Here is a 14,402-nt window from a genome sequence, read left to right on the forward strand (position 1 = left end):
CACTTTCCGCGACGGCGGGACTGGATGGTGAGCCGACCATAACAGTCGGCCATGAGCTGCCCGTGAGAGGAAGTGCGCCCAGGTGAGCGCGGGGTTAGACGCCGAAGGGCCCCACGCACCGCAAGGTGCGTGGGGCCCTTCGGACGAGCCTGACGGGGCAGGCAGGTCAGAGCACCAATTACTTGATGATCTTGGTGACCTGGCCGGCGCCGACGGTGCGGCCACCCTCACGGATGGCGAACTTGAGGCCCTCTTCCATGGCGATCGGCTGGATCAGCGCGACGGTCATGGCGGTGTTGTCGCCCGGCATGACCATCTCGGTGCCCTCGGGGAGGGTCACGACGCCGGTCACGTCCGTGGTACGGAAGTAGAACTGCGGGCGGTAGTTGTTGAAGAACGGGGTGTGGCGGCCACCCTCGTCCTTCGACAGGATGTAGGACTGGGCCTCGAAGTCGGTGTGCGGCGTGACCGAACCCGGCTTGATGATGACCTGGCCGCGCTCGACGTCCTCGCGCTTGATGCCACGGAGCAGCAGACCGACGTTCTCACCGGCCTGGCCCTCGTCGAGCAGCTTGCGGAACATCTCGATGCCGGTGACCGTGGTGGTGGTCTTGGTCTCCTTGATGCCGATGATGTCGACAGTCTCGTTGACCTTGAGGATGCCACGCTCGATACGACCGGTGACGACGGTGCCACGACCGGTGATCGTGAAGACGTCCTCGATCGGCATCAGGAACGGCTGGTCCACGGCGCGGGCCGGGGTCGGGATGCTCTCGTCGACCGCGTGCATGAGGCCGAGGAGCTTCTGGCCCCACTCGGCGTCGCCCTCGAGGGCCTTCAGCGCGGAGACGCGGACGACCGGCAGGTCGTCGCCCGGGAACTCGTACTCGGAGAGCAGCTCGCGGACCTCGAGCTCGACGAGCTCCAGGATCTCCTCGTCGTCCACCATGTCGGCCTTGTTCAGGGCGACGACGATGTACGGGACGCCGACCTGGCGGGCCAGGAGGACGTGCTCCTTGGTCTGCGGCATCGGGCCGTCGGTGGCGGCGACCACCAGGATGGCGCCGTCCATCTGGGCGGCACCGGTGATCATGTTCTTGATGTAGTCCGCGTGACCCGGGCAGTCGACGTGGGCGTAGTGGCGCGCCTCGGTCTGGTACTCGACGTGCGCGATCGAGATGGTGATACCGCGCTGACGCTCCTCCGGGGCCTTGTCGATCTGGTCGAACGGCGTGAAGGGGTTGATCTCCGGGTACGCGTCGTGCAGCACCTTGGTGATGGCCGCGGTCAGCGTGGTCTTGCCGTGGTCGATGTGACCGATGGTGCCGATGTTGACGTGGGGCTTCGTCCGCTCGAACTTCGCCTTGGCCACTGAGTCCTCCTGAGGACAGTTCCTGTACGCCGTGCTGACGTCAGTTGGTCTTTGATACGGGCCCGGCCTGGGTGCCCGAAGCACCTCTCGCCGCCCCGTGGTTGGGGGCCGGAGGCCCTGGGAGGATCCGGACGGATCCTCCCAGGTCGCCTCCTAAGAGCCTAAGGGGTGTGAATCATCCCGAATATCGGGAGGTCACTCGCCCTTGGACTTGGCGATGATCTCCTCAGCCACGGCCTTGGGGACCTCGGCGTACGAGTCGAACTGCATCGAGTAGCTCGCGCGACCAGAGGTCTTGCTGCGCAGGTCACCGACGTAGCCGAACATCTCGGAGAGGGGCACCAGCGCCGAGACGACGCGGGCACCGTGACGCTCGTCCATGGACCGGATCTGGCCACGGCGAGAGTTGATGTCGCCGATCACGTCGCCCATGTAGTCCTCGGGCGTGGTGACCTCGACGGCCATCATCGGCTCGAGGAGGACCGGCTTGGCCTTCCTCGCGCCTTCCTTGAAGGCCATCGAACCGGCGATCTTGAACGCGAGCTCGGAGGAGTCGACGTCGTGCGACTGGCCGTCGAGCAGGCTCACGCGGACACCCTGGAGCGGGTAGCCGGCGAGGATGCCGAACTCCATGGCCTCCTGGCAACCGGCGTCGACCGACGGGATGTACTCCCGCGGGACGCGGCCACCGGTGACCTTGTTGACGAACTCGTAGCCCTCGGCCTGCTCGAGCGGCTCGATCGCGATCTGCACCTTGGCGAACTGACCGGAACCACCGGTCTGCTTCTTGTGGGTGTAGTCGATGCGCTCGACGGCCTGACGGATCGTCTCGCGGTACGCGACCTGCGGCTTGCCGACGTTGGCCTCGACCTTGAACTCACGCTTCATACGGTCGACCAGCACCTCGAGGTGCAGCTCGCCCATACCCGCGATGATGGTCTGGCCGGTCTCCTCGTCCGTGTTGACCTGGAAGGACGGGTCCTCCTCGGCGAGACGCTGGATGGCGACACCCAGCTTCTCCTGGTCACCCTTGGACTTGGGCTCGATCGCGACGCGGATGACCGGGGCCGGGAAGTCCATGGACTCCAGGATGACCGGGCTCTTCTCGTCGGACAGCGTCTCACCGGTGGTGGTCTGCTTGAGGCCCATGACGGCGACGATGTCGCCGGCGCCCACCGACTCGATCTCCTCACGCTTGTTCGCGTGCATGCGGTAGATCTTGCCGATGCGCTCCTTCTTGCCCTTGACGGCGTTCAGCACCGAGGTGCCGGACTCCAGGCGGCCGGAGTAGATCCGGACGAAGGTGAGCTTGCCCAGGTGCGGGTCGGACATGATCTTGAACGCCAGCGCGGCCAGCGGCTCGTCGTCCGAAGCCTTGCGGGAGATCTTGGTCTCCGGGTCGTTCGGCTTCGTGCCCTCGACGGACTCGATGTCCAGCGGGGACGGCAGGTACTTGACGACCGCGTCGAGCAGGGGCTGAACGCCCTTGTTCTTGAAGGCGGTACCGCAGAAGATCGGGGTGAAGTCCGAGTTCAGGGTGCCCTTGCGGATCGCGTCCTGCAGCAGCTCGACCGGGATCTCCTCGCCCTCCAGGGCGAGCTCCATGATCTCGTCGCTGACGTTGGAGACGGTGTCGATCAGCGTCTCGCGGTACTCGTCCGCCTGCTCCTGCAGCTCGGCCGGGATGTCGACGATGTCGTACATCTCGCCCTTGGCGGCCTCGGCCGACCAGATCAGCGCCTTCATGCGGACCAGGTCGACAACGCCCTGGAAGTCCGCCTCGGCACCGATCGGGAGCTGCATCACCAGCGGGGTGGCGCCGAGGCGCTCCACGATGGTGTCGACGCAGAAGAAGAAGTTCGCGCCCGTGCGGTCCAGCTTGTTGATGAAGCAGATGCGCGGGACGCCGTAGCGGTCAGCCTGCCGCCACACGGTCTCGGACTGGGGCTCGACACCGGCGACACCGTCGAACACCGTCACGGCACCGTCGAGGACGCGCAGCGAACGCTCCACCTCGACGGTGAAGTCGACGTGACCCGGGGTGTCGATGATGTTGATGGTGTGGTCGGCATCGTCGACGGTCCAGTGACAGGTCGTCGCGGCCGACGTGATCGTGATGCCGCGCTCCTGCTCCTGCTCCATCCAGTCCATGGTGGCAGCGCCATCGTGGACCTCACCGATCTTGTACGACACGCCGGTGTAGAACAGGATCCGCTCGGTGGTGGTGGTCTTGCCCGCGTCGATGTGCGCCATGATCCCGATGTTGCGGACCTTGGCGAGGTCAAGGGAGGTTGCAGCCATGGTGGCTCGTTCTCTCTCTGTCTAGTGACGGGGTACGGACTACCAGCGGTAGTGCGCGAAGGCCTTGTTGGACTCGGCCATCTTGTGGGTGTCCTCGCGACGCTTCACGGAAGCGCCCAGGCCGTTGCTGGCGTCGAGGATCTCGTTCATCAGGCGCTCGGTCATGGTCTTCTCGCGACGGGCGCGGGAGTAACCGACCATCCAGCGCAGCGCCAGGGTGCTGGCGCGGCCCGGACGGACCTCGACCGGAACCTGGTAGGTCGCGCCACCGACACGGCGGGACTTGACCTCGAGGGCCGGCTTGACGTTCTCCAGCGCACGCTTCAGCGCGACGACCGGGTCCGAGCCGGTCTTCTCACGGACGCCCTCGAGGGCGCCGTAGACGATCCGCTCGGCGGTGGAGCGCTTGCCGTGCAGCAGGATCTTGTTGACCAGCTGGGTGACGACAGGGGAGCCGTAGACCGGGTCGATGATGACCGGGCGCTTCGGGGCGGGGCCCTTACGAGGCATTCTTACTTCTCCTTCTTGGCGCCGTAGCGGCTGCGAGCCTGCTTGCGGTTCTTGACACCCTGGGTGTCGAGCGAACCGCGGATGATCTTGTAGCGGACACCAGGAAGGTCCTTCACACGACCACCGCGCACCAGCACGATGGAGTGCTCCTGCAGGTTGTGGCCCTCGCCCGGGATGTAAGCGGTGACCTCGATCCCGCTGGTGAGGCGCACACGGGCGACCTTACGAAGCGCCGAGTTCGGCTTCTTCGGGGTGGTCGTGTACACACGCGTGCAGACCCCACGGCGCTGCGGGGAGCCCTTCAGCGCGGGAGTCTTGTTCTTCTCGACCTTGTCCTGCCGGCCCTTTCGGACCAGCTGCTGGATCGTAGGCACCGTTTCTCCGTTTTCTGTGTGCCAAGGCTTGGTGGAACTAACCTGCGGTGTCTCCCTTGCACACAACCCCGTGGTCGACCCACGCGGTCGGGTGTGTTGGGCTTTTTCCGACACGGAATCCCATGGCTGATGTACAGCGACGGCGCTCTACGCGCGGCGCGCTTTGAGGCGCTCCGGCTCGGCGCGGCGACCGGTGTGCATGCACGCACAAGGACCCGGGGACACCCCAGGCACAAGGTCAGAGCGTACCTAGCGCATGGGGCTCGGTCAAAACAAATGCAACGCCGCAGGTCGCGGCCTTCGGCCGGGTGTCGCCCCGGTGTCCCGTACGCGACCGGCCGGTGTCGGGCCGCCCTCCACCCGCTCTACCACAGTCGGCGGGCACCCGCCAGCGGGGCAGCCGGGGCCGCCGGGGCGGCCTAGGCGACCTAGGAGGCGATGCCCAACATGATCACCAGCAGCCAGAAGGCGCCGCCCAGGTAGCCGAGCACCAGGCCCAGCACCGCCGCCCAGTCCCCGTCCATGTTGCGCTCGCGGATCTGCCGGCGGGCGAGGTGGCCGGTGATCACCGCGGGCACCACCGGCAGCGCCAGGAAACCGGTCAGGCCGCACACCAGGGAGACCACCGCCAGCACGCTGGTGGGCCGGGCCTGCGGCACCGGCGGCGGCACCAGGAAGGTCGCCGGGACGGGCTGCGCGGCCTGCAACGGCGCCGCCATCGGCCCGGACGGCAGGTCGGCCACCAGCGCGGCCAGCTCGCCGTAGGTCACCGCCCGGGCCGCCGCCTCGTGGCGCTGCCCGTACTCCTCGACGGACAGCCGGCCCTCGGCGAACCCGGCCTTCAACACGTCCACCGTCCGGTCCCGGTCGGCGTGGCTGGCCCGCATCACCGACTGCGGGGTCGGCGCGGCCTGCCAGCCGGCCGCCTTCCGGCCGTACCGGTCGGTGGGGCGGGACTCGCCCCACGGTTGAACGGACATCCGCCACCTCCCGGGCGCCGCGGCACCCCCGCGCGCTCACTGGTCCTCATAGTGCAGGACGAACCGGGGAACTGAGTAGTTGCCGAATCGGACCGGCAGCTCCCGGAGACCGTCGCCGGGCGGCGCGCCTCACCCGTTCGGCGGACAGGCTCAGGGGATGCTCAAAGCGGGCGACAGCCCGTCGGGCCGGTGCCAGGCTGGCTCCGGAGCGCCCCGCCACCGCGCGTCCACCCACGACCAGAGACAGAAGGCCGCCATGCAGGCGTCAGAACCGTCGCCCTCCGAACCGACCGCCGCCGGCCGGCCCGGACCGGGCACCCCGTCCGCCGTCAGCATCCAGGGGCTGTGGAAGCACTTCGGCACCCAGGCCGCCGTCGCCGGGCTCAGCCTGGAGCTCCCGGCCGGGTCGTTCATCGGCCTGGTCGGGCCGAACGGCGCCGGCAAGACCACCACGCTGTCCATGGCCACCGGTCTGCTCCGGCCCGACCAGGGCACCGTGCTGGTGCACGGCACCGACGTCTGGGCCGACCCGGTCACGGTCAAGGCCCGGATCGGCATCCTGCCCGAGGGCCTGCGGATGTTCGAGCGGCTCAGCGGGCGCGAACTGCTCCAGTACACCGGCCGGCTGCGCGGCCTGCCCGGCGCCGAGGTGGACCGCCGCGCCGAGGAACTGCTGGCCGTCCTGGACCTCGGCCGGGACGCCGACAAGCTGGTCGCCGACTACTCCACCGGCATGCGCAAGAAGATCGGGCTGGCCGCCGCGCTGCTGCACAACCCCGACGTGCTGTTCCTGGACGAGCCCTTCGAGGGCGTCGACCCGGTCTCCGCCCAGACCATCCGCGGCGTGCTCAAGCGGTACGCGGCGGCCGGCTCCACCGTGGTCTTCTCCAGCCACGTGATGGAGCTGGTCGAGCAGCTCTGCGACTGGGTCGCCGTGGTCAACGCGGGCCGGGTGATCGCCCAGGGCCCGCTGGACGCCGTCCGCGGCGGACGCAGCCTGCACGCGGCCTTCCTGGAGCTGATCGGCGTCCGCGAGGACGACGGCCAGGCCCTCGGCTGGCTCGGCGGCGGACGCACCGGGGACACCCGGTGACCGCCGCCACCGCGCCCGTCACCGCCGTGCCCGACGACCGGACGGTGGTCCGCGGCCTGGTCGCGCTCAAGCTGCGGCTGCTGCGCAACGGGCTGCGCCGCAGCCGGGGCCGGGCGGCCGTGTATGTCCTCGGCGGCGTCCTCGGCCTGGGCTTCGCGGGCCTGATCGCCTTCGGCATGGCGATGCTCAACGGTCGCTACGAGGGCTCCGGCAACACCGGGGTGATGCTGGCCGGCGTGCTCACCCTGGGCTGGGCCGCGCTGCCGCTGTTCCTGTTCTCCAGCGACGAGAGCGCCGACCCGACCCGGCTCACCATGCTGCCGCTGCGGCCCGGCCCGCTGCTGCGCGGTTCGCTGCTGGCCTCGCTGATCGGGCCCGGCCCGCTGATCAGCCTGGTGCTGGTGACCGGCGCGGTGCTGTCCGGCGCCACCGGCGGCGCCGCGGCCGCCACCGCGGTGGTCGCCGTGCCGCTCGCCCTGCTCTGCCTGGTCACGCTGTCCCGGGCGGTCGCGGCCGGGAACGCCCGGATGCTCTCCAGCCGGCGCGGCAAGGACTTCGCGATCTTCGGCGGGCTGGCCTTCGCCCTGCTCGTCCAGGGCGCCAACGTCGGCTCGCAGAGCATCTTCGGCCGGCAGCACGGCCAGGACATCGACCTCGGCCCGCTCAGGCCGATCGCCGCGGTGCTGCGCTGGATCCCGCCGGTCAGCGCCGTGGACGCCCCCCGCAGCGTCGGCGCGGGCGAGTACGGGGCGGCGCTGCTCCAGCTCGCCGCGGCCGGTGCGCTGCTCGTCCTGCTGCTGCGCTGGTGGCGGGGCAGCCTCCAGGAGCTGATGGTCACCGCCGACTCCTCCACCCTGGAGGTGGCCCGCGGGGTGCAGAGCGCCCGCGGCTGGCGCTTCCTGCCGGAGGGCCGCACCGGCGCGGTGATGCAGCGCCACCTGCGGTACGCCTGGCGCGAGCCGCGGGCCAAGGCCGCGCTGTTCACCAGCGTCGGGATGACGCTGGTGATCTGCCTGCTGTCGGTGGTGCAGGGCTGGTCGAGCGTCTACCTGCTGGCGATGACCGGGACCTTCCTCGGGCTGCAGATGCTCAACCTGTTCGGCATGGACGGCTCGGCGTTCTGGATGGTCGCCGCCACCCTGCGCACTCCGGCCGACGCCCGGGACGAGCTGCGCGGCCGGGCGTACGCGGTGCTGTCGTACGCCCTGCCGGTCACCGTGGTGCTCGGGCTGGTGCTGGCCGCCGTCACCGGCGACTGGAGCGGGCTGCCGTCCGCCCTCGGCCTCGCGCTGGCGGTGCTCGGCGGCGGCATCGCGCTCGGCTCGGTGTTCAGCGTGCTCGCGCCGTACACCATGCCCGCCGACAGCAACCCGATGCGCAACGCCGCCCCCGGGCAGGGCGGGCTGATCCTGCTCAACCAGTTCGGCTCGATGCTCGGCGTCGCGGTGCTCTCCCTGCCGGTCGGCGGCTACCTGCTCTGGGCGCTGCTCTCGGACGGGCCGACCTGGCCGCTGCTGCTGCTCGGCCCGGCCTACGGCGCCCTGGTCGCCACCCTCGGCATCCGGCTGGCGGCCCCCCGGCTGCTGGAGCGTGTGCCGGAGATCATGGCCAAGGCCATCGAACGGTAGCTAGGTCGGCCCGGCCGCTCCGGCATCATGGGCCGGAGGGGCGGGGCCGTCGAGGAGAGCAGGGACACACCGTGGGCAAGCGCGCGCAGCAGGGCGACGGGAACGCCGGGCCGCTGCTGGAGCAGGCGGTGCGCTCGGTGCTCACCGCCCCCGACGAGGGGCTGGACCTCGCCCTGGACACCGGGGCCTCGCTGCTGGCCGCCTCGGCCGGGCAGTGGCCGGCGGTCAGCCGGTCGGTGCTCGGGTACGCGGACACCGCGGTGGGCCGCTGCTGGTCCGCCGGCTGGCGCCCGGCCGACCTGGTGCGGGTCGTACGGCGCGGGCTCAAGCCCGTCCACCTGGCCCTCGCGGTGGACCTGATCGCCGCCGAGGCCCGCCGCCACCCCGCCGCCGCCCTGGACCGGCGCTGGCAGGAGCAGCTGCGCGAGCTGGAGGCCGAGGTCTGGTGGCCCGCCGACGAGCAGTACCTCGGCGCCTTCGCCCACCGCCACCGGCTGGACCGCTTCGCGCTCGCCACCGCCCTGCTGGAGCTGCTGCGCAGCTGGGGCCGGCTGCCCCCGATCGCCCCGGTCGGCCCCGCCCCCGGGCAGCAGGGGCCGGTGCGGCGCCCGGCCGGGCCGCAGCATCCCGGGTCGTCGGCCGGGGAGCCGCGGATGCTGGCCCGGATCCGGGCCCTGCTGGCCAAGGCCGAGTCCACCGAGTTCCCGGAGGAGGCCGAGGCGCTGACCGCCAAGGCCCAGCAGCTGATGGCCCAGCACAGCATCGACGACGCGCTGCTGGCCGCCGCCGGGGCCGACCGGAACACCCCGGCGGCGCTGCGGATCGGCGTGGACAACCCGTACGAGGGGCCCAAGACGATGCTGCTGGACGCGGTCGCGGCGGCCAACCGGTGCCGGGTGGTGTGGGCCAAGGAGTTCGGCTTCTGCACCGTGATCGGCTTCGACGGGGACCTGGACGGCGTCGAACTGCTCTACACCTCGCTGCTGGTGCAGGCCACCCACGCGCTCAACAAGGCCGGGTCCGGCAAGGACTCGCGCAGCAAGGCGTTCCGGCAGTCCTTCCTGGTGGCGTACGCGGCCCGGATCCGCGAGCGGCTGACCGCCGCCACCGAGCGGGCCACCAGCGCCGCCGCGGCCGGCCGCCACCTGCGCGAGGACGGCACCGAGGAGCAGCTGCTGCCCGACGAGCGGCTGCTGCCCGCGCTGGCCGCCCGCTCGGCGGCGGTGGACGACGAGGTCGGCCGGCTGTTCCCGAAGCTGGTCTCCCAGCGGGTCCGGGTCAGCGACGGCGAGGGCTGGGCGGCCGGGCGGGCCGCGGCCGACCGCGCCGCCCTGCACGGGCGGGGCGAGATCCACAACCGGCCGCCCGCCTGATAGAAACGACCCGCCACGAACGAAGGGGGATCCGACGTGACGGAGTCGACAGCGGAGTCCGGATACCGGGACCGGGTGCGCGGCGCGCTGCTCGGCGGCGCTATCGGCGACGCCCTGGGCTGGCCGGTGGAGTTCCAGCAGCTCCACCAGATCCGCGAGCGGTTCGGTCCGCAGGGCGTGACCGCGCTGCCGTCCGGGAGCGCCGGGTCGGTGGAGGTCACCGACGACACCCAGATGACGCTGTTCACCGCGGAGGGCCTGATCCGCGGCTTCGTCCGCGGCTGGTCCGGCGGCGGCGGCTCGGTGCCGGAGGCGGTGCACGGCGCGTACCGGCGCTGGCTGCGAACCCAGTACCAGGGCGCCCCGGACACCGAGCCGCAGCCGCGCCCGTACGACGGCTGGCTGCTCGGCCGGCCGTTCCTGTACGCGCGGCGGGCGCCGGGCAACGCCTGCCTGAGCGGGGTGTCCGAGCACCCGGTGTTCGAGGCGCCGGCCCCGATCGGGAGCCCGGGGCCGATCAACCCCGGCTCCAAGGGCTGCGGTTCGGTGATGCGCGCGGCGCCGTTCGGGCTGGCCCGGCTCGGGGCGGAGCAGTCCTTCGGGCTGGCCGTGCAGTGCGCCCAGCTCACCCACGGGCACCCGACCGGCTACCTCGCCGCGGGCGCCTTCGCGGCGCTGGTCGAGCGGTTGGCGGCCGGGACGGAGCCGTGGGCGGCGGTCGGCGAGACGGTGGAGCAGATCCGCGAGCTGCCGAAGTCCAAGGAGACCGTGCAGGCGCTGGCCCGGGCGGTCCGGCTGGCCCAGGAGGCCGAGCCCTCGGCGGACACCGTGGAGCGGGTCGGGCTCGGCTGGATCGCCGAGGAGTGCCTGGCCATCGCGGTGCACTCGCTGCTGGCGGCCACCCTCGACCCCGATCCGGTGCGCACCGCGCTGCTGCTGTCGGTGAACCACTCCGGGGACAGCGACTCCACCGGCGCGGTCTGCGGCAACCTGGTCGGGGCCGCGTACGGCGCCTCGGCGCTGCCCGCCGACTGGGTCGGGGCGGTCGAGGGGCGGGCCGAACTGCTGACGGTCGCGGACGACCTGCTGGTGCTGTTCGGCAGCCGCGACCCGGGCCACCCGGCGCTCGGCGGGCGCTACCCCGCCTGGTAGCCGGACGCTCCTCAGCTCGCCCCGGGGTCGGCGACCTGGCCGAGGAACAGCGGCCGCCCGGTGGCGGTGTCCCGGATCAGGAACAGGAACGGCCGGTCGATGTGCAGCTGGACGGGCCGGTCCGGGGCGGGCGCCGCCGCGACGCCGATCCCGACGCCGCTGCCGGCCGCCGCGACCGTCCCCTCCTCGTCGACCTGGACGGTGGCCTTCTGCACCACCGTGCTGACGACGAGCGGCGGCTGGTCGGCGATGCCGCCGAGGTCGGCCCGGTCGAAGACCGAGTGGACGCCGAGCGAGCGCAGCGCGGGGCTCAGCTCGTTCGAGGTGTCGAAGTGGAAGCGCGGCAGCTGGAGGTCGACCGGCCGTTCGGCGAGGGCGCCGAGGATCCGGTCGAGCTGGGGCTGGTCCAGCCCCTTGGCGAAGGCGGCGAAACCGCCCTGCGCGGGGACGATCAGGTCCATCGCCAGACCGCCGCCCTGGTACGGGAGTTCCACGGCCTGCCAGGGCTCGCCGACGATCCCGCCGGAGCCGTCCGCGTACTTGAACTCACCGGCCTGGCTCATCGACGGGACGGCCGGGGCGGATCCGTCGAGCTTGTGGAACGGGCGGTCCGCGGTCTGCCCGGGCTTGAACGCCGAGGCCCACTTCGCCTTGAGGTAGAGCGCGTCGGTGAGGACCAGCCGGGTGTCGGCGTTGATCGTGTTCGGTGCGAAGAGGTCCTTGATCTGCCCCTCGGTGGCCTTCTCCACGGCGGAGTTGACGGCCTCGCGGGAGCCGTTCGGGTCCTTGCCGAAGTCGGTGGTGCGCACCCCGGCGTCGAAGGCGGTGGCGAGCGTGGCCAGGTAGTCGGGCTTCACCGCGAAGCCCTGCTGGGTCCAGACCTGGTCGCTGCGGCGCAGGGTGGGTCCGTCGGTGGCCGGGACGGGCCGGTCGAGCGCGCCGACGGCGAGGGCGTACTGCTTCGGGTCGAGGTCGGTGTGCAGGGCCTTGGCGAGTTCCTCGGCGGTGGCACCGCGCGCGCCGGGCAGCAGCATGGCGAGCACGGTGGACAGCCCGGACGGCGAGACCACCAGGTTCTGCCCGGCGGTGTCCGGCTTCGCGGTGAGGGTGTGCAGGAGGTCCAGGCCGAAGGCGTCGGTGGCCTTGGCGGTGGCGGCCACCGAGGCCTGGTCGACGGCGGGCCGGGTGGCCGGCGCGGAGGCCCGCTGCTCCCCGGTGGCGGCGGTGCCGGGGCCGGTGCTGCCGCAGCCGCTGACCAGCGGTGCGGCGAGCGCGGCGGCGAGGAGCAGTGCCGCGGGGCGGCGGGGCGGGCGACGACGGGTTCCGCTGCTGCTGTTCGTCATGGCCCTTCGACGCGGCACCCCTCCGCCCGGTTCCGGCTCAGTCCCAGAGCGCGCCGAACTCCAGCAGTTCGTCCCGGTGCTCGATCCGCTCGACCCACTCCGCGGGCCAGACCGCCTCGCCGTGGTGGGCGCCGGCGAAGGCACCGGTCAGGCAGGCGAGCGAGTCGGAGTCGCCGCTGGAGTAGGCGGCCCGGCGGACGGCGGCCACCGGGTCGTCGGGCAGCAGCAGGAAGCAGAGCAGGCCGGTGCCGAAGGCCTCCTCGGCGACCCAGCCCTCGCCGGTGGCCAGGCAGGGGTCGGCCTCGACGTCGGGGGCGGCGAGGGCGGCGTCCAGCTGGTCGAGGACCGTGAGGCAGTCGTCCCAGCCGCGGGCGATGACGGCCTGCGGGGAGGCGCCGTACCAGTGGTCGGCGAGGTCGCCGAGCCAGAACTCGTCGTAGCGCTCGCGGCCGGCCAGCGCGTACGCCCGCAGCACGGCGGGCAGTCCGGCGGGCGGGACGCCCTCGGCGAGCTTGCGCACGGCGTAGGCGGTGAGGTCGCTGGCGGCGAGCGCGGTCGGGTGGCCGTGGGTGAGCGCGGACTGGAGTTGGGCGGCGCCGGAGAGCTGCCGGGCGTCCAGGTCGCGGATCAGGCCGAGCGGGGCGACCCGCATGTTGGCGCCGCAGCCCTTGGAGCCCACGTCGCTGGCCTGCTGCCAGCGGTACTCGTCGTGGCTGAGCCGCTCGCAGGCGCGCAGGCAGGTCATGCCGGGGGCGCGGTTGTTCGACGGGGAGCGCCACCAGTCGACGAACTCCTCGCGGACCGGGCGCGCCAGCCGCAGCGGCGTCAGGGGCCCGCGGGCCAGAGCGGTGCGCAGGCCGCGGGCGAGGGCGAGCGTCATCTGGGTGTCGTCGGTGACCAACGCCTTCCGCGGCAGCGGGAGTCGCCGCCAGTCCGGGTGGTCGGCGGCGATCCGCTCGACGTCCTGGAACTCGGTCAGCCGGCCCATCGCGTCGCCGATCGCCAGCCCCAGCAGTGCCCCCGTCGCCTTGCCCACGGCCTTCTCCCCCGCTTCCCGTCACACGTCGACCAACAGCTCCTTGAGCCCGCGGATCACGTAGCCGGGGTTCCACTCGGGCTCGCGGACCAGCCGCAGGCCCGGGGCCCGGCGCAGCAGCGTGCCGTAGGACTCGGTGAGCTCCAGTCTGGCAAGGGGGGCGCCCAGACAGAAATGGATTCCGGCGCCGAAGGTGACGTGCGGGTTGTCGGTGCGGCCGAGGTCGAGGCGGTCGGGGTCGGCGAAGCGCTCCGGGTCGCGGTTGGCGGAGCCGAAGAGCAGGGCGATCTCGGCGCCGCGCGGCACGGTGACCCCGCGGACCTCGATGTCCTCCAGCACCCAGCGCTCGAACATCTGCAGCGGGGTGTCCCAGCGCATCAGTTCCTCGACGGCGGTGGGCAGCAGGGCGTCCACCGAGCCGCGCAGCCGGGCGAGTTCGCCGGGGTGGCGGAACAGCGCCCACCAGCCGTTGCCGGTGGTGTTGACGGTCGCCTCGTGGCCGGCGTTGAGCAGCAGCACGCAGGTGGAGACCATCTCCTGCTCGCTGAGCGCGTCGGAGCCCTCCTGGGCCTGGATCAGCGCGCTGATCAGGTCGGTGCCCGGGTTCCCCCGGCGCTCGCGGATCAGGGCGCGCAGGTAGTCGGAGAACTCGGTGCTGGCGGTGACGGCCCGGCGGGCGGCCTCCTCGCTCGGGTTGAGCTCGAACATCCCAGTGATGTCGGCGGACCAGGGGCGCAGCAGGTGCCGGTCGCCCTCCGGCACGCCGAGCATCTCGGCGATCACGGCGACCGGCAGCGGCTCGGCGACGGCGGAGATCAGGTCGCCGCCGCCGGCCGCGAGCAGGTCGTCGACGAGTTCCCCGGCCAGCCGCCGGACGGTCGGCCGCAGCCCTTCGACCATGCGCGGGGTGAAGGCCTTGGAGACCAGCCGGCGGATCCGGGTGTGGTCGGGGGCCTCCAGGTCGAGCAGCCCGTGGTCGTTGAGGGTGTGGAAGGGCTCGTGCGCCGGGTCGGGTTCGGGGCGGCCGAACTCCTGGTGGCTGAACCGGTGGGTGTAGGTGCGGCCGAGCCGCCGGTCGCGCAGCAGGGCGCTGACGTCCTCGTGGCGGGAGACCAGCCACTGGTTCGTCGGCTCGTGGTACGTCACCGGCGCGTGCTCGCGCAGTTCGGCGTACGCGTCGTACGGGTGGGCCACGAACTCCGCCGACCAGGGGTCGAACTTCGCCGTCGTCGTCATCGCT

Annotated in this window: 12 protein-coding genes; 4 read left to right on the plus strand and 8 right to left on the minus strand. The window is 72.0% G+C overall.

The window, feature by feature from the left end:
* Positions 1-178: 178 nt before the first annotated feature.
* The 5 genes from tuf to ACFXPX_RS08000 all read right to left on the minus strand — a co-directional run bounded on the left by tuf (position 179) and on the right by ACFXPX_RS08000 (position 5,537).
* Positions 179-1,372: an elongation factor Tu gene (tuf, locus tag ACFXPX_RS07980; protein ID WP_375882058.1), complete on the minus strand. Its 1,194-nt coding sequence runs from the start codon at positions 1,370-1,372 to the stop codon at positions 179-181.
* 195 nt (positions 1,373-1,567) lie between these two features.
* Positions 1,568-3,673, minus strand: a complete 2,106-nt coding sequence (gene fusA, locus ACFXPX_RS07985; protein ID WP_380521252.1) for an elongation factor G — start codon at positions 3,671-3,673, stop codon at positions 1,568-1,570.
* Positions 3,674-3,712: 39 nt separating this feature from the next.
* Positions 3,713-4,183, minus strand: coding sequence for a 30S ribosomal protein S7 (gene rpsG, locus ACFXPX_RS07990; protein ID WP_148644378.1), 471 nt, complete (start codon positions 4,181-4,183; stop codon positions 3,713-3,715).
* 2 nt (positions 4,184-4,185) lie between these two features.
* Complete coding sequence (gene rpsL, locus ACFXPX_RS07995) at positions 4,186-4,557, minus strand: 30S ribosomal protein S12 (RefSeq protein WP_014144289.1); 372 nt, start codon at positions 4,555-4,557, stop codon at positions 4,186-4,188.
* A gap of 428 nt (positions 4,558-4,985) precedes the next feature.
* A complete protein-coding gene (locus ACFXPX_RS08000; RefSeq protein WP_380640070.1) occupies positions 4,986-5,537 on the minus strand; it encodes a DUF1707 and DUF4190 domain-containing protein in 552 nt (183 codons plus the stop codon).
* Positions 5,538-5,793: 256 nt separating this feature from the next.
* Between ACFXPX_RS08000 and ACFXPX_RS08005 the strand changes: the two genes are divergently transcribed.
* From ACFXPX_RS08005 to ACFXPX_RS08020, 4 genes are all read left to right on the plus strand, one after another.
* A complete protein-coding gene (locus ACFXPX_RS08005) occupies positions 5,794-6,630 on the plus strand; it encodes an ABC transporter ATP-binding protein (protein WP_380586092.1) in 837 nt (278 codons plus the stop codon).
* The gene (locus tag ACFXPX_RS08010; protein WP_380640072.1) at positions 6,627-8,258 is read left to right on the plus strand and encodes a transporter; all 1,632 of its coding nucleotides are present in this window, start codon (positions 6,627-6,629) and stop codon (positions 8,256-8,258) included. Before ACFXPX_RS08005 ends, ACFXPX_RS08010 begins: the two co-directional genes overlap by 4 nt.
* A gap of 71 nt (positions 8,259-8,329) precedes the next feature.
* Positions 8,330-9,631 carry a DUF2786 domain-containing protein gene (locus ACFXPX_RS08015; protein ID WP_380586095.1) on the plus strand — a complete coding sequence of 434 codons (1,302 nt, stop codon included), beginning with the start codon at positions 8,330-8,332 and terminating at the stop codon, positions 9,629-9,631.
* Between the two features lie 36 nt (positions 9,632-9,667).
* A complete protein-coding gene (locus ACFXPX_RS08020) occupies positions 9,668-10,783 on the plus strand; it encodes an ADP-ribosylglycohydrolase family protein (RefSeq protein WP_380521261.1) in 1,116 nt (371 codons plus the stop codon).
* Positions 10,784-10,794: 11 nt separating this feature from the next.
* Here ACFXPX_RS08020 and ACFXPX_RS08025 read toward each other — a convergent pair whose 3' ends face one another.
* From ACFXPX_RS08025 to ACFXPX_RS08035, 3 genes are read right to left on the minus strand one after another with little or no spacing between them, the layout of a single operon-like run.
* A complete protein-coding gene (locus ACFXPX_RS08025; RefSeq protein WP_380640074.1) occupies positions 10,795-12,126 on the minus strand; it encodes a serpin family protein in 1,332 nt (443 codons plus the stop codon).
* A gap of 37 nt (positions 12,127-12,163) precedes the next feature.
* Positions 12,164-13,162 carry an ADP-ribosylglycohydrolase family protein gene (locus tag ACFXPX_RS08030; RefSeq protein WP_380521265.1) on the minus strand — a complete coding sequence of 333 codons (999 nt, stop codon included), beginning with the start codon at positions 13,160-13,162 and terminating at the stop codon, positions 12,164-12,166.
* A 21-nt stretch (positions 13,163-13,183) separates the two neighbouring features.
* Positions 13,184-14,398, minus strand: coding sequence for a cytochrome P450 (locus tag ACFXPX_RS08035; RefSeq protein WP_375882036.1), 1,215 nt, complete (start codon positions 14,396-14,398; stop codon positions 13,184-13,186).
* Positions 14,399-14,402: the final 4 nt, after the last annotated feature.

This window comes from Kitasatospora sp. NPDC059146, assembly GCF_042786665.1.
Taxonomy (GTDB): domain Bacteria; phylum Actinomycetota; class Actinomycetes; order Streptomycetales; family Streptomycetaceae; genus Kitasatospora.

What these genes read in the sequence shown, in the direction of transcription:
- fusA (WP_380521252.1), bottom strand. Translation starts at nt 3,673, where the DNA reads ATGGCTGCAACCTCCCTTGACCTCGCCAAGGTCCGCAACATCGGGATC.
- rpsG (WP_148644378.1), bottom strand. Translation starts at nt 4,183, where the DNA reads ATGCCTCGTAAGGGCCCCGCCCCGAAGCGCCCGGTCATCATCGACCCG.
- ACFXPX_RS08000 (WP_380640070.1), bottom strand. Translation starts at nt 5,537, where the DNA reads ATGTCCGTTCAACCGTGGGGCGAGTCCCGCCCCACCGACCGGTACGGC.
- ACFXPX_RS08005 (WP_380586092.1), top strand. Translation starts at nt 5,794, where the DNA reads ATGCAGGCGTCAGAACCGTCGCCCTCCGAACCGACCGCCGCCGGCCGG.
- ACFXPX_RS08025 (WP_380640074.1), bottom strand. Translation starts at nt 12,126, where the DNA reads ATGACGAACAGCAGCAGCGGAACCCGTCGTCGCCCGCCCCGCCGCCCC.
- ACFXPX_RS08035 (WP_375882036.1), bottom strand. Translation starts at nt 14,398, where the DNA reads ATGACGACGACGGCGAAGTTCGACCCCTGGTCGGCGGAGTTCGTGGCC.